The sequence below is a fragment of the Actinomadura sp. RB99 genome, assembly GCF_014706005.1.
Classification (GTDB): domain Bacteria; phylum Actinomycetota; class Actinomycetes; order Streptosporangiales; family Streptosporangiaceae; genus Spirillospora.
Window position 1 is genome coordinate 293,163 of the sequence record NZ_JABMCA010000001.1, and the last position, 19,111, is coordinate 312,273.

Annotated in this window: 20 protein-coding genes; 10 read left to right on the forward strand and 10 right to left on the reverse strand. The window is 73.2% G+C overall.

Annotation, left to right across the window (positions count from 1 at the left end; all coding sequences use genetic code 11):
• The first annotated feature begins 19 nt into the window (after window positions 1-19).
• Window positions 20-3,277, forward strand: coding sequence for a S41 family peptidase (locus amrb99_RS01520; RefSeq protein WP_190851107.1), 3,258 nt, complete (start codon window positions 20-22; stop codon window positions 3,275-3,277).
• A gap of 3 nt (window positions 3,278-3,280) precedes the next feature.
• On the opposite strand, the gene amrb99_RS01525 is transcribed toward amrb99_RS01520, so the two are convergent.
• Both amrb99_RS01525 and amrb99_RS01530 read right to left on the reverse strand, forming a co-directional pair.
• Window positions 3,281-3,667: a hypothetical protein gene (locus amrb99_RS01525; protein ID WP_190851109.1), complete on the reverse strand. Its 387-nt coding sequence runs from the start codon at window positions 3,665-3,667 to the stop codon at window positions 3,281-3,283.
• Between the two features lie 289 nt (window positions 3,668-3,956).
• Window positions 3,957-5,153, reverse strand: a complete 1,197-nt coding sequence (locus amrb99_RS01530) for an AAA family ATPase (RefSeq protein WP_190851111.1) — start codon at window positions 5,151-5,153, stop codon at window positions 3,957-3,959.
• A 378-nt stretch (window positions 5,154-5,531) separates the two neighbouring features.
• Between amrb99_RS01530 and amrb99_RS01535 the strand changes: the two genes are divergently transcribed.
• The 3 genes from amrb99_RS01535 to amrb99_RS01545 all read left to right on the forward strand — a co-directional run bounded on the left by amrb99_RS01535 (window position 5,532) and on the right by amrb99_RS01545 (window position 8,028).
• Window positions 5,532-6,245: a hypothetical protein gene (locus amrb99_RS01535; RefSeq protein ID WP_190851113.1), complete on the forward strand. Its 714-nt coding sequence runs from the start codon at window positions 5,532-5,534 to the stop codon at window positions 6,243-6,245.
• 53 nt (window positions 6,246-6,298) lie between these two features.
• Window positions 6,299-6,778, forward strand: coding sequence for a macro domain-containing protein (locus tag amrb99_RS01540; RefSeq protein ID WP_190851120.1), 480 nt, complete (start codon window positions 6,299-6,301; stop codon window positions 6,776-6,778).
• Between the two features lie 107 nt (window positions 6,779-6,885).
• Entirely contained in the window at window positions 6,886-8,028 is a 1,143-nt protein-coding gene (locus tag amrb99_RS01545; RefSeq protein ID WP_190851123.1) for a serine hydrolase, read from the forward strand.
• A gap of 2 nt (window positions 8,029-8,030) precedes the next feature.
• On the opposite strand, the gene amrb99_RS01550 is transcribed toward amrb99_RS01545, so the two are convergent.
• The 3 genes from amrb99_RS01550 to amrb99_RS01560 form a co-directional block, all read right to left on the reverse strand.
• Complete coding sequence (locus tag amrb99_RS01550) at window positions 8,031-9,281, reverse strand: sigma-70 family RNA polymerase sigma factor (protein WP_190851126.1); 1,251 nt, start codon at window positions 9,279-9,281, stop codon at window positions 8,031-8,033.
• Window positions 9,278-9,631, reverse strand: a complete 354-nt coding sequence (locus tag amrb99_RS49780; RefSeq protein ID WP_190851129.1) for a YciI family protein — start codon at window positions 9,629-9,631, stop codon at window positions 9,278-9,280. Before amrb99_RS49780 ends, amrb99_RS01550 begins: the two co-directional genes overlap by 4 nt.
• A 161-nt stretch (window positions 9,632-9,792) precedes the next feature.
• Window positions 9,793-10,944: an epoxide hydrolase family protein gene (locus amrb99_RS01560; protein WP_190851131.1), complete on the reverse strand. Its 1,152-nt coding sequence runs from the start codon at window positions 10,942-10,944 to the stop codon at window positions 9,793-9,795.
• Window positions 10,945-11,007: 63 nt separating this feature from the next.
• Here amrb99_RS01560 and amrb99_RS01565 point away from each other — a divergent pair, with 63 nt between their 5' ends.
• Window positions 11,008-11,985 carry a WYL domain-containing protein gene (locus amrb99_RS01565; RefSeq protein ID WP_190851133.1) on the forward strand — a complete coding sequence of 326 codons (978 nt, stop codon included), beginning with the start codon at window positions 11,008-11,010 and terminating at the stop codon, window positions 11,983-11,985.
• A 59-nt stretch (window positions 11,986-12,044) separates the two neighbouring features.
• Here the strand turns inward: amrb99_RS01565 and amrb99_RS01570 are convergent, their stop codons facing one another.
• Both amrb99_RS01570 and amrb99_RS01575 read right to left on the reverse strand, forming a co-directional pair.
• Window positions 12,045-12,344: a DUF6191 domain-containing protein gene (locus amrb99_RS01570; RefSeq protein ID WP_190851135.1), complete on the reverse strand. Its 300-nt coding sequence runs from the start codon at window positions 12,342-12,344 to the stop codon at window positions 12,045-12,047.
• A 62-nt stretch (window positions 12,345-12,406) separates the two neighbouring features.
• Window positions 12,407-13,150 carry a UTRA domain-containing protein gene (locus amrb99_RS01575; RefSeq protein ID WP_190851137.1) on the reverse strand — a complete coding sequence of 248 codons (744 nt, stop codon included), beginning with the start codon at window positions 13,148-13,150 and terminating at the stop codon, window positions 12,407-12,409.
• A 126-nt stretch (window positions 13,151-13,276) separates the two neighbouring features.
• Here amrb99_RS01575 and amrb99_RS01580 point away from each other — a divergent pair, with 126 nt between their 5' ends.
• Together amrb99_RS01580 and amrb99_RS01585 are read left to right on the forward strand one after the other, a co-directional pair.
• Window positions 13,277-13,663, forward strand: a complete 387-nt coding sequence (locus tag amrb99_RS01580) for an ATP-binding protein (RefSeq protein WP_190851140.1) — start codon at window positions 13,277-13,279, stop codon at window positions 13,661-13,663.
• Window positions 13,664-13,849: 186 nt separating this feature from the next.
• The gene (locus tag amrb99_RS01585; RefSeq protein ID WP_190851142.1) at window positions 13,850-14,143 is read left to right on the forward strand and encodes a hypothetical protein; all 294 of its coding nucleotides are present in this window, start codon (window positions 13,850-13,852) and stop codon (window positions 14,141-14,143) included.
• Window positions 14,144-14,501: 358 nt separating this feature from the next.
• Here amrb99_RS01585 and amrb99_RS01590 read toward each other — a convergent pair whose 3' ends face one another.
• Window positions 14,502-15,371, reverse strand: coding sequence for an oxidoreductase (locus tag amrb99_RS01590; protein WP_190851144.1), 870 nt, complete (start codon window positions 15,369-15,371; stop codon window positions 14,502-14,504).
• 63 nt (window positions 15,372-15,434) lie between these two features.
• Here amrb99_RS01590 and amrb99_RS01595 point away from each other — a divergent pair, with 63 nt between their 5' ends.
• Window positions 15,435-16,016, forward strand: a complete 582-nt coding sequence (locus tag amrb99_RS01595; RefSeq protein ID WP_190851147.1) for a TetR/AcrR family transcriptional regulator — start codon at window positions 15,435-15,437, stop codon at window positions 16,014-16,016.
• A 98-nt stretch (window positions 16,017-16,114) separates the two neighbouring features.
• Here amrb99_RS01595 and amrb99_RS01600 read toward each other — a convergent pair whose 3' ends face one another.
• A complete protein-coding gene (locus tag amrb99_RS01600; protein ID WP_190851149.1) occupies window positions 16,115-17,116 on the reverse strand; it encodes a pirin family protein in 1,002 nt (333 codons plus the stop codon).
• A 92-nt stretch (window positions 17,117-17,208) separates the two neighbouring features.
• Between amrb99_RS01600 and amrb99_RS01605 the strand changes: the two genes are divergently transcribed.
• Window positions 17,209-17,667 carry a MarR family transcriptional regulator gene (locus amrb99_RS01605; protein WP_190851151.1) on the forward strand — a complete coding sequence of 153 codons (459 nt, stop codon included), beginning with the start codon at window positions 17,209-17,211 and terminating at the stop codon, window positions 17,665-17,667.
• A 64-nt stretch (window positions 17,668-17,731) separates the two neighbouring features.
• On the opposite strand, the gene amrb99_RS01610 is transcribed toward amrb99_RS01605, so the two are convergent.
• Entirely contained in the window at window positions 17,732-18,163 is a 432-nt protein-coding gene (locus tag amrb99_RS01610; RefSeq protein ID WP_190851153.1) for a hypothetical protein, read from the reverse strand.
• 164 nt (window positions 18,164-18,327) lie between these two features.
• Between amrb99_RS01610 and amrb99_RS01615 the strand changes: the two genes are divergently transcribed.
• Window positions 18,328-19,086: a M15 family metallopeptidase gene (locus tag amrb99_RS01615; RefSeq protein ID WP_190851155.1), complete on the forward strand. Its 759-nt coding sequence runs from the start codon at window positions 18,328-18,330 to the stop codon at window positions 19,084-19,086.
• Window positions 19,087-19,111: the final 25 nt, after the last annotated feature.

Here is a 19,111-nt window from a genome sequence, read left to right on the forward strand (position 1 = left end):
GAGCGGGCACTGACCGCGCGTGGGGGGAAACGGCGGCTACCTGCGGTTCCCGTCGATCCACGGGGACGACGTCGTCTTCGTGTGCGAGGACGACCTGTGGACGGTGCCCGCGTCCGGCGGCCGGGCCTACCGGCTGACGGCCGGGGTCGCGGCGGCCGCCTATCCGCGCCTGTCCCGGGACGGGCGGCTGCTGGCGTTCGTCGGGCGGGAGGAGGGCCCCGCCGAGGTGTACGCGATGCCGGCGGCGGGCGGCGCGGCGCGGCGGCTGACGTTCCACGGGACGTCCTGCACGATCACCGGCTGGGACCCGGACGGACGGATCGTCTACGCCAGCGACGTCCGGCGCCCGTTCCGCGATTACCAGTGGCTGTACGCGATCGACCCGTCCGGCAGCGGCATTCCCGCCGAGCTTCCGTACGGGCCGGCGAGCAGCGCCACCCACGGGCCGGACGGCGCGGTCGTCATCGGCCGCAACACCGCCGACCCGGCCAGGTGGAAGCGGTACCGGGGCGGGACCGCGGGCGACCTGTGGATCGCCCCCGGCGGGACCGGCGGCTTCCGGCGGTTGATCGAGCTGGACGGCAACCTCGCGGCGCCCTGCCAGGTCGGCGGGCGGATCTACTTCCTCTCCGACCACGAGGGCGTCGGCAACGTCTACTCGTGCCTGCCCGACGGCGGTGACCTGCGCAGGCACACCCATCACGAGGACTACTACGCGCGCAACCTCAGCGACGACGGCCGCCGGCTGGTCTACCACGCCGCCGCCGACCTGTACGTCCTCGACCCGGACGACGGCGGCGGCCCGCACCGGATCGACGTGCGGCTCGGCAGCTCCCGCACGCAGCGGAACCGGCGGTTCGTGCCCGCCGCCGAGTACCTCGACACGGTCACGGTGAACTCGGCGGGCGACGGCCTGGCGGTCACCGCCCGCGGCAAGGCGTACTCGTTCGCGGCGTGGGAGGGGCCGGTCCGCCAGCACGGGCGGCAGGACGGCGTCCGGTACCGGCTGCTGACCTGGTTCAACGACGACCGGCGGCTGATCGCGGCGGCGTCCGGCGAGGACGGGCGGGAGCGCCTCGTGGTGCTCACGGCGTCCGGCGCCCGGGACGCGGCGCACGCCGAGACGTCCGGGGACGCCGGCCGGGTGCTGGAGCTGGCGCCGTCGCCGGCCGCGGACCGGTTCGCGTTCACCAACCACCGCAACGAGCTGTACCTGCTCGAACCGGCGGGGGACGGGCCGCTGGAGCCGGTGCCGCTGGACGTCAGCCCGTACGGCGCGATCAGCGGCCTGGCCTGGTCGCCCGGCGGCGAGTGGCTCGCCTACGCCTGCCCGACGTCCGCGCAGACCACCGCGATCAAGGTGTGCAACGCCGAGACGGGCCTGGTCGCGCCGGTCACCCGCCCCGTCCTGCACGACCGCGCCCCGGCCTGGGACCCGGAGGGCCGCTACCTGTACTTCATCGGGCAGCGCGTGTTCGACCCGGTGTCCGACACGCTCCAGTTCGACCGGGGCTTCCCGCTCGGTGCCCGCCCGTACGCGGTCACCCTGCGCAAGGACGTGCCGTCGCCGTTCACGGCCGCGCCGCGTCCGGTGGGCGGCAAGGCCGCATCAGCCCCCGCGCCCGGCGAGGCGAGCCTCGCGGAGGGGTCGGACGCGCGGGACGTCACCGGTCCCGGCCTCGGCGCGAGCGTCGCGGCGGCGGCGCGGCTGCCGATCGACTTCGACGGGATCGAGCGGCGGGTCGTCGCGTTCCCCGTCGCGGAGGGCCGCTACGGGCGGATCGCGGGGATCAGGGGCCAGGCGCTGTACTCGGTGTTCCCGGTGAAGGGCGGGCGCGGCGACGACCCGGCGCTCGGCCGCGTCGACGCGTTCGACTTCGCGGCGCGGCAGGCGCGGACCCGGCTGCGCGACGTCGGCGACTTCTGGCTCGCCCGCGACGGCGCCACGCTCCTCTACCGGTCGCGGTCGCGGCTGCGGCTGGTCGCGGCGGGCCGCGAGCAGCCGCAGGACGACCGGCCGGGCCGCCGCAGCGGCTGGATCGACCTGGACCGCGTCAAGGTGTCGGTGTCCCCGGCGACCGAGTGGCGGCAGATGCTCCGGGAGACGTGGGTGCTGCAACGCGAGCACTTCTGGGACGAGGACATGGCGGGCATCGACTGGGACGCCGTGTACCGCCGCTACCTCCCTCTTGTCGACAAAGTGACAACTCGTGGGGAGTTCTCCGACCTGCTGTGGGAGATGCAGGGCGAGCTCGGCACGTCCCACGCCTACGAGATCGGCGGCGAGTACCGCAGCCGCCCCGTCTACGCCCAGGGCTTCCTCGGCGTCGACTGGGCGATCCGGGACGGCCGGTTCGTGCTCGCGCACATCATCGAGGGCGACCCGTGGGACCCGGCCGCCACGTCCCCGCTGAACCGGCCCGGCATCGACGTCCGGCCCGGTGACGCGGTCGTCGCGATCAACGGCGAGCCCGTCGCGCCGGGCGGCGTCGTCCCCGGCGAGCGGCTGGTCAACCTCGCGGGCGAGGAGGTGCTGCTGACGATCCGGCGCGGCGAGGCGGCACCGTTCACCGTCGCCGTCCGGACCCTCGCCGACGAGCGCCCCGGCCGGTACCGCGACTGGGTCGCCGCGAACCGCGCGCTCGTCCACGAGCGGACCGGCGGCCGCGCCGGCTACCTGCACGTCCCCGACATGGGCCCGGACGGGTACGCCGAGTTCCACCGCGGCTTCCTCGCCGAGTACGACCGCGAGGCGCTGATCGTCGACGTGCGGTTCAACGGCGGCGGCAACGTGTCCGGGCTGCTGCTGCAGAAGCTCGCGCGCCGCCGGATCGGCTACAACTTCCCGCGCTGGGGCGTCCCGATGTCGTACCCGCGCGAGTCGCCGCGCGGGCCGATGGTCGCGATCACCAACGAGCGGACCGGCTCGGACGGCGACATCTTCAGCCACGCGTTCAAGCTGCTCGGCCTCGGCCCGCTCATCGGCCGCCGGACGTGGGGCGGCGTCGTCGGCATCCGGCCCCGGCACCGCCTCGCCGACGGCACGGTGACCACCCAGCCCGAGTTCTCGTTCACGTTCGACGACGTCGGCTGGCGCGTCGAGAACTACGGGACGGACCCCGACATCGATGTCGACATAACGCCACAGGACCACGCGAACGGCACCGACGCCCAGCTCGTCCGCGCGATCGACGAGGCGCTCGGCCTGCTCGACCGGTTCCCGCCGCACACGCCCGACCCATCCACCCGCCCGGTGTTCAAGGCGGGGGGCGCCTGACCGTCACCAGTTCTCGCCGGTCTCGTCGTCGCGGTCGCGCATGTCGTCGAGCTGGTTGCCGTACAGCTCGTCCTCGTCGTCCTGGCGGCGCGGGCGGTGGCTCGCGATGCCCTGGTCGTGCATGCCGCCCATGTCGGACGAGTACTGGTCGTCCTCGTCATAGAACCCCTGGTCGCCGCCCTCGAAGCCCGGCTCGTCCTGGTAGCCGCGCGGGCCGGGGCCGCGCCCCTGGCCGCCCTGCTCCTGCTGCATCGACGGCTCGTCGGCGCCCCGCGACTCCGAGGACCCCATCGACGAGCTCATCTCGTCGCCGCTCGCGTAGGCGTCCTCCTCGCGCGTCGAGTACAGGTCGTCCGGGTCCTGGCCCCGGTAGCGGTGCTGATCGCCCATCATGATCCCCCCGACATCGGCTTTTCGCGCCTGGTCCGGCGCATTGACGCCCATACCCAGATAACTCCGCGTAACAACCGTGATGCCGGACAACACCCTCTGCATCTTTATAGGGATACCTAGCAGCACGGCTAGAAAGCCTTAGAGAATCCTCGGAAGGCAGGGCAGGAGAATCTACGGCTTTCTAGCCCGCATGCTAGAAAGCCGAATAGACATCAGACGACATGAACCGATGCGGTCTTATAACGGCTTCTAGCGTCACGGCTAGAAACCCGTAGAGAGGTCTGAGCTAGGCGGGCTGGGAGCGGAGGAACTTGCCGAAGTGCGGGACCGTGAACGCGACCATGCCGCGCTCGGCGCTGTAGATGAGGCCCTTCTTGATCAGGCCGTCGCGGGCGGGCGACAGGCTGGACGGCTTGCGGCCCAGCTCGTCGGCGACCGCCGCCGTCGGCACCGGGTCGTCGCCGAGCATCGCCATCGCGCGCATGTAGTCGCGCTCGGCGGGCGTCGCGCGCTCGTAGCGGCTGCCGAAGAAGCCGACCGCCAGCTCGCTCTCCGCCTCCGGCGCGGCGACCCGGATGTCCTCGGCGGTGATCGGGGTGTCGGGCGCGACGTCCCAGACGACCTTGGCGTACGCCTGCACGAAGTACGGGTAGCCGTCGGCGGCGCCGTACAGCGCGTCGAGGGCGTCCTCGGTGAAGGTGACCTCCTCCCGCTCGGCGGGCGCGAGCAGCGCGACGTCGGCGGACTCGCGGTCGAGCCGGTCGATGCGCGCGTACCGGAACAGCCGCTCGGAGTAGGACTTGCTCGCCGACAGGACGGCCGGCAGGTGCGGCAGGCCCGCGCCGACCACGATCAGCGGCCCGCCGATCTGCGACAGCTCGTGGCACGCCGCGCACAGCGCGGACACGTCGTCGGCGGGGATGTCCTGCATCTCGTCCACGAACAGCGCGATGCCGGCGCCGACGTCCGTGGCGACGGACGCGGCGTCCACGAACAGCTCGGTGAGGTCGATCTCCAGGTCGCCGGAGTCGGCGCGGCCGCGCGAGGCGGGCACGTCGATCCCCGGCTGCCAGCGGTGCGCCCGCGCCTTCGCCTTGGTGCCGGTCGGCTCCGGGCCGGCCTGCGCGAACGCCTTCAGCACGCCGAGGAACGCCTCGATCCGGTCGGGGGCGCGGTGCCGGGGCGCGAGCTCCCGCACCGCCATGTGCAGCGCGGACGCGACCGGCCGCCGGATCGACTGGTCGGGCCGGGCCTCGATCTTGCCGGTCCCCCAGAGCTTCTGGATCGCCATCGAGCGGAACGCGTTGAGCAGCACGGTCTTGCCGACGCCGCGCAGCCCGGTGATGATCATGCTGCGCTCGGGGCGGCCCCGGGCCACCCGTTCCAGCACGACCTCGAACTGCCTGAGCTCACGGTCGCGGCCGGCCAGCTCGGGAGGGCGCTGCCCGGCGCCAGGGGCATAGGGATTGCGCACGGGGTCCACGCTCTCGGACTCTATGAGGCGATATAGCTGCGGCCGTAGATTTGGGTAGAAACCGCTGCGGCGTGTCGCGGGCTCATGGCGCCGGGGGTGCCGGGCGGGGGCGTCCGCATGGCGGGCACCGCCGCGCGAATGCGCGCCGCCGACGTGTGCTGGGCCGTTGACGTGCGCGGTGCCGTTGAGAGGTGGGGCCGCCGTCGCCACCATGTCGCCTCCCGGGCGAGCGGGTCCGAACAAGTCGAACTTCTGTTCGACTATTCGAACACAGTAGCGCACGCCCTCCACCCCGTCACCCGAACCCGCCAACTCCTCCGCGGGCGGCTTCCGCAACCGGCCACGCCCCGGCCGAACCCGCCGCCGGGCCGTCCCGTCGAACCGGGCATGTTCGCCGGATCCAGCGCATCCCACCGCCCCGCGCTCGCCGCCCCGTCCTCCCTCGGTCTCCACGACCTCACCCACTCCAACGGCCTGTTCATCGCCCTCGCGATCCTGACCGGGGTGGTCATCGTGGGGTCGGCCGTGCGCGACCGGCGGCGTGCGAGGAGGTTCCGCGCGCATGCGGCCGCATGCGGCTGGTGGCCGCTCACCGCGGACCAGCCGGTCCCCGGCCCGGTCGCCTCGGCCGCCCGGTCCAGGCGGACGAAGCTGGCGTTCGCGGCCGAGCGGGAGTACCCCGTGTGGCTGGTCTGGCACCACTGGATCGAGACCAGCGGCACCGGCGACAGCCGCTCGACGAAGACCCACGACCTGACCCGCTACTTCCTCCCGCTCGGCCCCGGCTTCCAGGACGTCGAGGTCGTCGGGCGGACCGCGCTCGGCGGGTTCTTCAAGCCGGTCCGGGGCGTCGGCACCGGCGATCCGGACTTCGACAAGAGGTTCCTGGTCCGCGGGCTCGGCGAGCAGCAGGCGGTGCGGCTGCTGTCGCCCGAGCTCCGCGCGGCGATGCTGGCCGGCGACGTCCCGGCCTGGCAGGTCTCGGCCCGCGTCCTGATCTCCTCCTACTCCACCCCGCCGTCCGCGGAGACCCTCGAACCGCGGGCGGACGCGCTCATCGCCGTCGCCCGCATGCTGACCGCCCCCACCACCGGCGGCTAGCGGCGACGAGCCGGCCCGCCCGTTCGTCGGTGGGCGGCGATAACGTCGCGATCATGGCGGGCATCCGGTACCTCAAGGGCGACGCGACCTCGCCGCAGGCCAAGGGCCCGAAGGTCATCGCGCACATCTGCAACGACCGCGGCGGCTGGGGCCGGGGCTTCGTGGAGGCGGTCTCGCGGCGCTGGCCCGAGCCCGAGGCCGCCTACCGGCGCTGGCACCGCGAGCGCGCGCGCAACGACTTCGCGCTCGGCGCCGTCCAGATCGTCCAGGTCAAGCCCGACACCTGGGTCGCGAACATGGTCGGCCAGCACGGCATCAGGACGAGCCGCAGCGCCGGCCCGCCGATCCGCTACGAGGCGGTGCGCGCGTGCCTGCGCCGGCTCGCCGCGGAGGCCGCCGATCTCGGCGCGTCCGTCCACATGCCCCGGATCGGCTGCGGCCTCGCCGGCGGACGCTGGGACCGCGTCGAACCGCTCATCACCGCCGAACTCACCGGCCGCGGCGTCGAGGTCACGGTCTACGACGCGGACTGACCGCGCCTCCGCCTCGGGCGCCACGCGGACGTTGGCTCTCGCGGGTGAGGCGCGTCCGGCACCGCGATTCCTAGCGTGAGGGCTCCAACGATCAAGAAGGAGTCCACGTGATCCGGAACAGGCGTGTCATGGTCGGCGCACTCGCCACGGGCCTCGCGGTCGGCGCGCTGGCGGGCACGGGCGTGCCCGCGCGGTCCGCCGCGGCCGCCGACCGGTCCCGGCTGCCCGCGATCCTGCAGCGGCTGACCACGGACGACGGCGCGCCCGGGGCGCTCCTCGAAGTCCGGGACCGGAACGGCCGCACGGTGCTGACCAGCGGCGTCGGGGACGTGCGGACCGGCACGCCCGTCCCCCGCGACAGCGCCTTCCGGATCGGCAGCGTGACCAAGCCGTTCGTGGCGACGGTCGTCCTCCAGCTGGTGGGCGAGCACCGCGTCGCCCTGGACGCGCCGGTCGAGCGCTACCTGCCCGGCGTCATCCGCGGGCACGGCAACGACGGGCGGCGCATCACCGTCCGGCAACTGCTCCAGCACACCAGCGGCCTGCCCGACTACCTGGACTACGTCACCCCGCAGGACATCCTCAAGGACCCGCTCGCCCACCACGACCTCCGCCAGATGGTGGACGTCGCGATCGCCCACCGCCGCGTGTTCAAGCCCGGTAGGGACTGGAAGTACTCCAATACCAACTACCTGGTGGCGGGCCTGCTCATCGAGAGCGTGACCGGCCACCCGTACGGCGACGAGATCCGCCGGCGCATCATCGAACCGCTCGGCCTGACCTCGACGTCCGCGCCGGTCGACGACCCGGCGCTCCCCGCGCCGCATCCGCGCGGGTACGTGCGGCCGGGCGAGGGCGCGCCACTCATGGACGTCACCGAGCTCAACCCGTCGGTCGCGGGACCGGGCGGCGGGATGGTCTCCAGCGCGTCCGACCTCGGCCGGTTCATGGGCGCCCTGCTAGACGGCCGCCTGCTGCGCCCCGCCGAACTGCGGGAGATGATGCGGACCCGTCCGACCGGCAACGCGGACGGCCGCGCCTACGGCCTCGGCCTGGAGAGCAGGCCGCTGCCCTGCGGCGGCCTCTACTGGGGCCACACCGGCGACATGCTGGGATTCGAGACGGTCACCGGCGCCACCGCCGGTGGCAGGCAGGCGACGGTCATGGTGAACCTCGACCCGGGCGGCTCCGACGCGCAGGACGCCGACATGGAGACCGCCGTCCAGACGGCCCTCTGCGACGCCCCGTGAGGTCAGCCGCCGGTGAGGGCGGCGAGCTTGCGCCGGAACGTGGCGCGCTCCGGTTCGTTGCCGGCGAGCGCCAGCGCGGCCCGGTAGGAGGCGGCCGCCTCCTCGGTGCGGCCGAGCCGCCCCAGCAGGTCGGCGCGCGCCGCGTGGAACAGCGGGTAGCGGCGCAGTTCTGGGGCGCCGGTCAGCTCGTCCAGCAGGACGAGTCCCGCCTCCGGGCCGTCGCGCATGGCGACGGCCATGGCCCGGTTCAGCGCGACGAGCGGGGACGGCTCGATCCGCAGCAGCACGTCGTACAGCGCGGCGATCTGCGGCCAGTCGGTGGCGTCGAAGTCCGGCGCCTCGTCGTGCAGCGCCGCGATCGCCGCCTGCACGGCGTACGGCCCGGCGCCGGGACCGGTCAGCGCCGCCATGACGAGTTCCCGCCCCTCGGCGATGAGGCCGGCGTCCCACAGCGCGCGGTCCTGATCTTCGAGCAGCACCTGGTTCCCCGCCGCGTCGACCCGCGCCGCGCGCCGCGCGTCGGTGAGGAGCAGCAGCGCGAGCAGCCCCGTCACCTCCCGCTCCCCGGGCAGCAGCGCGTGCAGGATCCGCGCGAGCCGGACGGCCTCGTCGGCCGGCCCGGGGCGCAGCAGGTCGTCGCCGGAGCTGGCGGCGTAGCCCTCGGTGAAGACGAGGTAGACCGCGCGGAGCACGCCGGGCAGCCGGTCCGGCAGCTCGTCCGGCCCCGGCACGCGGAACGGGATGCGCGCCTCGCGGATCTTGCGTTTCGCGCGCACGATCCGCTGGGCCATCGTCGCGGTCGGCACCAGGAACGCGCGGGCCACCTCGGGCGTGGTGAGGCCCGCGAGGAACCGCAGCATCAGCGCCGTCCGCGCCTCCTCCGGCAGCGCGGGATGGCAGCAGGTGAAGAACAGCCGCAACCGCTCGTCGGGGATGTCGTCGAAGCCGGGCTGCGCCGGCGCGGCGGCGGCCCGGTCGCTCTCCACCCGCAGCTCGGCGAGCCGCGCCGCGTGCGCCCGGTCGCGGCGGATCCGGTCGAGCGCCTTGCGCCGGGCCACCGTCAGCAGCCACGCGAGCGGCTTGTCGGGCACGCCGTCGACCGGCCACCGCTCCAGCGCGGTCTCCACCGCGTCGGAGACGACCTCCTCGGCGAGGTCCAGGTCGCCGAACCGGGCGGCGAGCAGCGCGAGCAGCCGGCCCCCGTCCTCGCGGAACACCGCCTCCACGGAGCGGGCCGCCCGCGCTCCGCTCACGACCGGTCCGGCTCCCAGACCGTGCGGACCTCGACCGTCCCGTACCGCGCCCCGGGACAGCGGGCCGCCCAGTCGAGCGCCGCGTCCAGGTCGGGGACGTCGATCAGGTAGTAGCCGCCGACCATCTCCCGGGTCTCGGCGAACGGCCCGTCCGTCACGACGCGCTCCCCGCTCGGCCGGACGTGCACGGTCGTCGCGGTCGCGAGGTCCAGCGCGTTGCCGTCGAGCCTGACCCCGGCGTCGGTGACGGCCTTCTCGTACGCCATGAACTCCTCGACGGTCGGCTCCCCGGCCGGCGGCTCCTCGGTCGACTCGGGCGACCACGTGTTGATCAGCAGCAGGTACTTCACCGCGCGCTCCTCACGCCTCGGGACGATTGCACGGTAATGACGCACCCCCACCCCCCGAATCGACACACCCCTCCGAGAATTCTTCCGGACGTCGTGACGGCCGCACCGCAACGGCGCCGACGATCCACGCCGACGCCGAGGCGGGCACGGTGCCCGTCCGGTCAGTCCAGGCTCCGGAAGAACGCCCGGAGGTCGGCGACCATCAGGTCGGGGGCCTCCAGTGCCGCGAAGTGGCCGCCCCGCTCGAACTCCGTCCAGCGCACCACGTTGTGCACCTGGTCGGCCAGGGGGCGGACCGAGAAGTCCGTGGGGAACACCGCGACCGCGGTCGGCACCTTCCCGCGCTCCTTCGGCGCCCACATGGTGAAATCGTTGAACCGCTCGTAGTAGGTGTGCGCGGCCGAGCCTGCGGTGCCGGTGAACCAGTAGATGGCCACGTCGGTGAGGATCCGGTCGCGGTCCACGGCGTCCTCGGGGAGTTCGGCGGCGGGGTCCGTCCAGTCCTTGAACTTCTCCACGATCCAGGCGAGCTGACCGGCGGGCGAGTCGTGCAGCGCGGCCGCGACCGTCTGCGGGCGCGTGCCCTGGACCTGCATGTACGCGCCCAGCTTCTCCTGCCACTCCTTCATCCCGGCGAGCCGTCCGCGCTCGGCCTCGCTCAGCGAGGCCATGACCTCCGGGTCGCCGCCCGGGAACGTGAGCAGGCCGTTGACGTGCACGCCGATGACGGCGTCCGGCGCGGCGCGTCCGACCAGCGGAGCGATGAACGCGCCGACGTCGCCGCCCTGCACGCCGTACCGGTCGTAGCCGAGCCCCGCCATCAGCTCCGCCAGCGCTGCGGCGGTGCGGCCGTCCGTCCAGCCGGTGCCGGGCAGCGGGCCGGAGAAGCCGTACCCCGGCAGCGACGGGATCACCAGGTGGAAGGCGTGGGCGGCCGTTCCGCCGTGGGCGACGGGGTCGGTGAGGGGGCCGATGAGGTCGAGGAACTCGACGACGGAGCCGGGCCAGCCGTGCAGAAGCAGGAGCGGGGTGGCGCCGGCCTCAGGGGAGCGCACGTGCAGGAAGTGCACCTGCGTGCCGTCCACGGTGGCGGTGAACTGCGGGTGCGCGTTGAGCGCCGCCTCCTCGGCGCGCCAGTCGAAGCCGTCGGCCCAGTAGGCGGCGAGTTCCCGCAGGTAGCCGGTCGGCACGCCGCGCTCCCAACCGGTGCCGGGCACCTCGGGGGCCCAGCGGGTGCGGCGCAGCCGCTCGCGCAGGTCGTCGAGGTCGGCTTGGGGGATCTCGACACGGTAGGGCTGGATCTGGTTTGTCATGTCCGTCACGGTAGGAACCATTGGTGTCAGGTTCCGGCACCGATCGCGCCGAGAATGGCGCCCATGGTGGAGACCTCGGCGCGGCTGCTGCGCCTGCTGTCGCTTCTGCAGGCGCGCAGGGACTGGACCGGCGCCGAACTCGCCGACCGGCTGGGGGTCGGCCTGCGCACCGTGCGGCGCGACGTCGAACGGCTGCGCGAGCTGGGCTACCCGGTGGACGCCACCCCGGGTGCGGCCGGCGGGTACCGGCTCGGCGTGGGGGCCGCGCTGCCGCCGCTGCTGCTGGACGACGAGGAGGCCGTGGCGGTGGCGATCAGCCTGCGCATGGCCGCGACGGGCGGCGTCGCCGGCCTGGAGGAGGGGGCGGTGCGGGCGCTGGCCAAGCTCCAGCAGCTCCTGCCCTCCCGGCTGCGGCACCGGATGGAGGCGTTCCGCGCCGCGACCGTGGCGCTGCCCGGACAGGCCGATCCGGAGGTCGGCGCCGACCTGCTGGCCGCGCTCGCCGCCGCGTGCCGCGACCGCCGCCGGGTCCGGCTGCGCTACCGGGGCCGCGACGGCGTCACCGCCCGCGAGGTCGAGCCGCACCGCCTGGTGCACACCCCGCGCCGCTGGTACCTGGTGGCATGGGACGTGGCCAAGGACGACTGGCGCACCTTCCGGGTCGACCGGATCGAGGAGCCGCTCGGACCGCCGGGCGCGCGTTCCACGCCGCGCACGCCGCCCGCGGACGGCACGGCCGCCTACGTCTCGCACGCCATCACCTCTGCGCCGTACACCTACCAGGCCCGCGTCCTCTTCCACGCCCCGCTGGAGGAGGTGGCGCCGCGCACGTCCCCCGGCGCCGGACGGCTGGAGGCGGTGGACCCGAGCACCTGCCTGTTCACCGCCGGCTCGAACTCGCTGCACGAGCTGGCGGTGCACGTGGCGGTGAAGGGCTTCGACTTCGAGGTCCTGGAGCCGCCGGAACTGGTCCCGGTGCTAGCCGAAGTACGCGACCGCCTGGACCGAGCCGCCACCGCATCGGCCCCGAATCCCCGCTGAACACCCGGCGCACCGACCGTCCACGCCCGACTGCGAACCCTCGGGCCGCCGATCAACGGTCAGGCGGACGCGGGTGGACGCCGCACGACGGCGGTCCCGGCGTCGAGGTCGACGCGGCCGCGCGGAGGCGCCCCGTCGTGCTCCTCGTCCCGCAGCATCAGCGAGGTGCGGCGCTGTTCCTGCGCGTGGCGGTGAGTGCCCTGGAAGAAGGCGTCCAGCTCACCCACGGCGACCGCCGACACCGGCCGCCCCGCCTCGTCCCTCCTCCACGGCATCCGGAACCTGCGGTGCGCCCACAGCCCCGCACGGTCGAGCACGGCGAACCCGACCAGCGCGATGACCAGCCCGGGAATCGTCAAGAACACAAGGAGCGCCACACCCCACCAACGACCGACCCCCACCACCGGTTGCGGCAAGCCACCTATCCAACCGGAACGAGGTACCCCAGCTCGTAGCGATCCGTGGGGATGACGATGTCCGCGGTCTCCACCGGGCGGTCGGCGGTGCGGTACGTCCGGCGGATCACCATGACAGTGGCGCCGACCGGCTCGCCGAGCTCTTCCGCCTCGGCCGCGAGGATCGGCCGGGCGGTGACGATCTCCTCCGCGGTCTCGATCCGCTGCCCGATCGCCCGCATCCGCGCGACGACCCCGACGCCCGCGTACGGACCTTCCTCAGGGAACGTGACCTGCGTGCCCCGCGTGATCGCGAGCGGCTCCCAGGAGACCGACACCATGACGGGCCGCCCGTCGGCGAGGTAGGTGTAGCGGCTGCACATGACGTCGTCACCCGCCGTGATACCGAGCCGCTCCGCGACCGCCTCGGTCGCCTGCTCGGTCGAGGACGAGACGCGCCAGTCGCCGGTCCGGCCCTGCCGGGCCATCTCCTCGCGGAACGGGCTGGTCGTCCGGCCTTCCTTGTACCAGTAGCGCGCGAGCCGCTTCAGCTCCGGCCGGCGGCGCACGTACGTGCCGGACCCGGAGCGCGCCTCCAGATGCCCCTCGGAGGTGAGCAACCGGACGGCCTGCAGCGCGACCGCGTCCGAGACGCCGTACCGCTCGCGGAGCTGCGGCCGCGACGGGATCTTGTCACCCGGCGCCAGCACCCCGTCCACGATCTGACGCCGCAGGTCATCCGCTATGCGCTGGTATGCGGGCTGCGTCACGGTGGCTCCGGGTGGCCGGGGGCGGGTGATGTCCAGGAACAGCTTGACAAGCTGTGCGCACTGCAAGCAAGCTGTGCGCACAGCTTTGACGGCCCAGCGTACAAGATCGCACGGCGGAGGCAACCCATGGAGTGGACCCAGGACTACCCCGGTCTCCCCTGCATGATCCCGGCGATACGCGCCTTCGTCCGGGGGTTGCTGGTTGACACCCCGCGTGCGGATGAAGCCGAGAGCGTCATCGCCGAGTTGGCCGCCAACTCGCTACGGCATACGCCGAGCGGCGCCCCGGGCGGCGTGGTCACCGTCGCGGTGACCGTCCGCCCGGGCTGGGCTCGCGTCGCCGTCTCCGATTCCGGCAATGGGGCATGGTCCCGCCCTGCGTTCACTGAATGCAGCGGCGACTACGGGCGCGGCCTGCTCCTTGTCGACACCTTCGCCGACAAGGTCGGCCACGACGCCGACGAGCGGGGACAGACCATGTGGGCCGAGTTCACGTGGGGCGACGATGCGTGATCAGCCGGGCCGGCGCGAGCGGGGAAGCAGCGGCGGCCCATAGAGCCGGGGCGGCGCGTCGCGGTAGGTCATCGGGCGCGCCGCCCCCTTTTACGGCCGGGCGCATGCCCTGCCGACGACACCAGGCGGCCCTGGGGCGGCGATTGCTGCGCCGGCCGGGCCTGACCAGGAAACGAGGTCCTGGCTGTGGCGAATCGTACGATCTCCGGCGACCCGCTGGCGGCGCTTGCGGCGCATCTGTCGGCGCACCGGCTCACGGTGGAGCTGACGTCGCGCGGATTGCGGGTCGTCAACCCGGACGTTCCGGGCTGCTGTGCCGAGGTGGGGCGGGCGTCCGACCTCGTCACCTGCCGCGCGCGGCCCGAGGACTTCGGGAACGCGTGGTTCTGGACGTCGTGGGGCGAGCCGATCGCGCGCGCCGACCGCATCACCGACGCGGCCGTCGTCATCCGCGGCTACCTGGCCGGAGCCGGGCGGTGACGGCGCCGTGGGCGGCCGTCGAACTCGATCCCGAGCGGGTGGCGGCGGAGCTGGCGCGGCGGTTTCCGGGTGTGTCGGCGTGGTGGGGCGAGTTCACCGGCCGGTGGTGGGCCTTCGCACGTGACCAGTGGGGACGTGAGCGGCTGGTCGAGGCGGCGACTCCGGTGGCACTGGCGCACCTACTGGACGAGATCGGTGCAGGGTGGCGTCCGTCGCCCTATGTGCGGGGTGGCGTGCCGGGACAGGGTGCCGATGTGGCTCCTTGTCGACGTAGCTGCGGAGACGGGGCGTCGCGGCGGCGGTCGCGCCCGGACGGGTGGTTCCGCAGGCTGTTCGGCTGAACAGGGGGGTCGGCGGGTCAGAGGGGGCTGGGGGTGTTGGTGAGCTGCTCGGACAGGGTCCAGAGGCGGCGCGCCAGGTGCGGGTCCCGTGCGGTGGTGGAGCGGTTGATGAGTTCGGGGGTGCCGCGCATGTGGAAGAGGCGGCTCGGCCCGGCGAAGCTGTCACCGGGGATGTCGGCGACGGCCGCGAACAGCACGGGCAGGGCGCCGTGGTCGGCGTCCTGTGCCAGCCGCTGGTAGGCGAGCTTCCAGAAGCGCGCGGACAGGCCGTCCCCGCCGTTGTCGTAGATGTCGGTGGCCACCAGGCCGGGATGGGCCGCGTTGGCCAGCACACCGGACCCGGCGGCGGTCAGCCGGCGTTGCAGCTCCGCGGTGAACAGCAGGTTCGCCAGCTTGGAGTCGTTGTAGGCGCGTGAGGGCCGGAAGCGGCGGCGTTCCCAGCCGACGTCGTCGAGGTCGAGCCGGGAGAGCCGCTCGGCCTGGGAGGCGACGGTCACGATCCGTCCGGTGACGTGCGGGAGGAGCAGGTTGGTCAGGGCGAAGTGGCCGAGGTGGTTGACGCCGAACGTCGACTCGAACCCGTCGGCGGTGCGGGCGAGCGCGGGCGCCGAGATCCCGGCGTTGTTGATCAGCAGGTCGATGGGGCCGTCCCAGCCGGCGGCGAAGGCGCGCACCGAGTCCAGGCGGCCGAGGTCCAGCTCGCGGACCTCGGTGGTGCCGGGCATTCCGTCCGCCGCCGCCTTTCCCTTCCCCGCGTCGCGCACCGCGAGCACGACGCGGGCGCCCGCCTCGGCGAGCGCGCGGGACACCGACCGTCCGATGCCGCCGCTCGCCCCCGTCACGATCACCGTGCTGCCGGTCATGTCAGGCATGTCGAAAGTGGCCATGAGCCGCAATGTAGACAGCGGGTACATTGTTGTCAATGACTACATAGGGATACGCTGCGGGCCATGGCCGATCGCCCCTACCACCACGGCAACCTGCGCGCCGTCCTGCTGGACGCGGCGGAGCGCACGCTCCGCGAGCAGGGGCTCGACCGGCTCTCGCTCCGCGAGCTCGCACGGCAGGCGGGTGTCAGCCATGCGGCGCCGCGGCGCCACTTCGCCGACCGCCGGGCGCTGCTGGACGCCCTCGCCGACACCGGGTTCGCGCGCCTCGGCGACCGGATGCGCGCGGCGATCGAGGGCGCCGGTCCGGACGTCGAGGCGCAGCTGCACGCGGCGGCGACCGCCTACGTCCGGTTCGCGATCGACGACGGCCCGCTCCTCGACCTGATGTTCGCCAACAAGAACGCCGACGAAGCGGCCGCGCCGCCGGAGGGCGCGCTGCGCCTGTTCACCGCGGTGGGCGATCTGATCGTCCGGGGGCAGCAGGCGGGGGCGCTTCCTCCCGGCGACCCCGAGCGGCTCCGGTTGCTCCTGGTCGCCACCCTTCAGGGCATCGCCACCCTCGTCACGTCCGGCCGGGCACCGGCCGAGCAGACCGGCGCGCTCGTCGAAGACGCGGTCGCCCTCTTCAGCCGCAGGTCGTAACGCAGCGGCGCCACGGCCGCCGGTCTGTCTCAGGCCGGCGGCCGTGGCGCCGCGAAGGTCGGGGCGACGGCGGCGTTCGGCCGCCGTCGCCGTGAAAATCAGGCCAGGTTCTCGTCGGCCGCAGAGAGGTGCGGGACGGGGACCGTGCCCATGCGGCCCGCCTGGAAGTCCTCGAACGCCTGCACGATCTCGTCGCGGGTGTTCATGACGAACGGTCCGTAGCGGGCGACCGGCTCCCGGATCGGGAGGCCGCCGAGGATCAGGATCTCCCAGCCGTTCGCGCTCGCGACGGGCTGACTGTCGGCGGCGCGGACGACCAGGCCGTCCTGCGAGCCGTGGTGGTGCGAACCCGCGAAGACCGCGAGCTGCCCCTCGTCCAGGCCGACCTCCTCGACGCCGACCGTGCCGCGTCCGGACAGGACGTAGACCATCGCGTTGAAGTCGCGCGGCCACGGCAGGGTGAGCCGGGCGCCCGGCGCGACGGTGGCGTGCAGGTAGTTGATCGGCGTGTAGGTGACGCCGGGGCCGTCGTGCCCGGCGACGGAACCGGCGATCACCCGGACGAGCGAGGAGCCGTCGTCGGCCGCGAGCAGCGTGACGTCGCGGGCCTCGATGTCCTGGTAGCGGGGCTCCACCCACTTCTGCGCGCGCGGCAGGTTCACCCAGAGCTGGACGCCGTGGAACAGGCCGCCCTTGGTGACGAGCTCGGGCGGCGGCTGCTCGATGTGCTGGATGCCGGACGCGGCCGTCATCCACTGGGTGGCGCCGTCGGAGATGAGGCCGCCGCCGCCCGTGGTGTCCTGGTGCTGGAACGCACCGTCGATGATGTAGGTGACGGTCTCGAAGCCGCGGTGCGGGTGCCACGGGGTGCCCTTCGCCTCACCGGGCGCGTACTCGACGGCGCCCATGTGGTCGAGGAGGAGGAACGGGTCGGCGAGGGACAGGTCGATGCCCGGGAACGGGCGGCGGACCTCGAAGCCCTCGCCCTCCAGGTGGCGCTTCGCGGTCACGGTCTTCGCGACGCGGCGCCAGTCGGTGTCGGCGTCCGGCAGCAGCGGCAGCCGGGGCAGGGTCAGCGGGTCGGCCATCACGGCTGGCATGGGGTCCTCCTCCGTCGGGTGCCCGTCCGTGGCGGGCGTTGCCCCCTACAATCTAGTTGATGCTTCAACTATTCCCCCACTATACTGATCCCATGAGCGAACCACGCTGGCTCGATGCCTCCCAGCAACGCGATTGGCGGGCCTACGTGGACGGCAGCGTCCGGCTCACCGAGATCATGGACCGGGACCTGAAGACCAAGCACGGGCTCTCGGTGTCGGAGTACGAGATCCTCGTCCGGCTGTCCGAGGCGTCCGGCCACCGGCTGCGCATGGCGGAGCTCGCCGAGAACGCCAGCCAGTCCCGCAGCCGGCTGTCCCACACCTGCTCCCGGCTGGAATCGAAGGGCCTGGTCAAGCGGGACAACTGCGGCACCGACAAGCGCGGCGTCTACGCGCAGCTGACCGAAGAGGGCTTCGCCACGTTGGAACGCGCCGCCCGCGACCACGTCGAGGTCGTCCGCGAGTACCTCATCGACGTGATCGAACCCGAGGACCTGGAGGCCATCGGGCGCGCCTTCAGCGCCGTCCTCAAGCGGCTCGGCGCCACGTGACCCGCGATCGGCGCACCGGCGTGCGGCGCGGAAGGCGCGTCCAGAGCGTTCGGAGCGTTCGGGTCTAGAGCGTGACCGTCACCCCGGTGAGGAACCCCACCGACACCAGGGTGAGGAACACCCACGCCAGCATCATCCCCGCGCCGAACGACCGCCACCGGCCGCCGACCTTCCACATCAGCAGCCCGCCCAGCCCGAACGCCAGCACCAGCAGCGTGACGAACTGCGGCAGCAGGCTCGGCCGCCGGCTCGTCATCAGCGGCGCGTACATCATCACGAAGTCGACGAACACGAACAGGCCGAACCCCGCGGCGATCGCGCCGACCTCCCGGCCGCTCAGCGACCGCGTGCGCTCGGCGAAGTCCAGCGCGCGCTCCGACCGCAGCCGCAGCCGCGGCCGCTCCGCGTCCGCGGCGGGCTCCTCCTGCACGCTCTGCGCGACGGCGAAGATCTCGTCCTCGAGGCTCGGGACGTCCCTCTCCTGCGGATCCGCCATTCCGGCTCCCTGAGGGCCGGCGGATGCCGGGCGACATGCCCGGCGAGGTGGACGACGTTCGCGGCCCGTTCGCCCCGGCCCCTTTCCGGCGGACGCGCCGTCAAACGCACCGTAGCGAATCCGAGGTCCAACGCGAAGGCCACGCGACGTGCGATCCTGCAAAGATGCCAGCTAGAGGGCCACTTCGCAGTGCGGCGTTCGCCGCCGTGTTCATCGCCGTGTCGGCCGCCGCGACCGGATGCGGCAACGGATCCGACAACGGGGGCAAGTCCGGGACGGCGACTCCCGCCACGCCGCCGACCGCGACCGGGACCGGGACCGGCACGGCGGCGCCGTCCGCGAAACCGACGAACCAGAAGTTCGAGGCGCAGATCAAGAAGGTCACCGCCGCGGACCTGAAGTACTCCTGGCACCGGGGCTGCCCGGTCGCGCCGTCCGGGCTCCGGATGATCCAGATGACGTACTGGGGCATGGACCACAAGCCGCATGACAACGGGCAGCTCGTCGTCAACGCCAAGGCGGCCGACGACCTCGTCACGGTGTTCCGCAAGCTCTACAACATGCGCTACCCGATCGAGCGCATGGAGCCGGTCGACAAGTACAAGGGAAGCGACTTCGCCTCCATCGAGGCCGGCAACACCTCCGCGTTCAACTGCCGCAACGCCACCGGGTCCAGCTCGTTCTCCCAGCACGCCTTCGGCCTCGCGGTCGACCTCAACACGTGCCAGAACCCGTACGTCTACGCGGACGGGCACGTCGCCCACAAGAACTGTGCGAAGTACGCGAACCGGAAGAACCGCGATCCCGGGGTGATCCACGCCGGCGACCGGGTGGTGAAGGCGTTCGCGTCGATCGGCTGGGGCTGGGGCGGCGAATGGAGCGGCGCCCGCGACTACCAGCACTTCAGCAGCAACGGCCGCTGACCGGGGCCCGCGCACGGGGATGGAC

Excerpts from the sequence above, each read along its gene's own strand:
- amrb99_RS01605 (WP_190851151.1), top strand. The coding sequence starts at position 17,209 with ATGAGCGAACCACGCTGGCTCGATGCCTCCCAGCAACGCGATTGGCGG.
- amrb99_RS01540 (WP_190851120.1), top strand. The coding sequence starts at position 6,299 with ATGGCGGGCATCCGGTACCTCAAGGGCGACGCGACCTCGCCGCAGGCC.
- amrb99_RS01595 (WP_190851147.1), top strand. The coding sequence starts at position 15,435 with ATGGCCGATCGCCCCTACCACCACGGCAACCTGCGCGCCGTCCTGCTG.
- amrb99_RS01535 (WP_190851113.1), top strand. The coding sequence starts at position 5,532 with ATGTTCGCCGGATCCAGCGCATCCCACCGCCCCGCGCTCGCCGCCCCG.
- amrb99_RS01600 (WP_190851149.1), bottom strand. The coding sequence starts at position 17,116 with ATGCCAGCCGTGATGGCCGACCCGCTGACCCTGCCCCGGCTGCCGCTG.
- amrb99_RS01610 (WP_190851153.1), bottom strand. The coding sequence starts at position 18,163 with ATGGCGGATCCGCAGGAGAGGGACGTCCCGAGCCTCGAGGACGAGATC.
- amrb99_RS01560 (WP_190851131.1), bottom strand. The coding sequence starts at position 10,944 with ATGACAAACCAGATCCAGCCCTACCGTGTCGAGATCCCCCAAGCCGAC.
- amrb99_RS01580 (WP_190851140.1), top strand. The coding sequence starts at position 13,277 with ATGGAGTGGACCCAGGACTACCCCGGTCTCCCCTGCATGATCCCGGCG.
- amrb99_RS01565 (WP_190851133.1), top strand. The coding sequence starts at position 11,008 with ATGGTGGAGACCTCGGCGCGGCTGCTGCGCCTGCTGTCGCTTCTGCAG.
- amrb99_RS01525 (WP_190851109.1), bottom strand. The coding sequence starts at position 3,667 with ATGGGCGATCAGCACCGCTACCGGGGCCAGGACCCGGACGACCTGTAC.
- amrb99_RS01615 (WP_190851155.1), top strand. The coding sequence starts at position 18,328 with ATGCCAGCTAGAGGGCCACTTCGCAGTGCGGCGTTCGCCGCCGTGTTC.
- amrb99_RS01590 (WP_190851144.1), bottom strand. The coding sequence starts at position 15,371 with ATGGCCACTTTCGACATGCCTGACATGACCGGCAGCACGGTGATCGTG.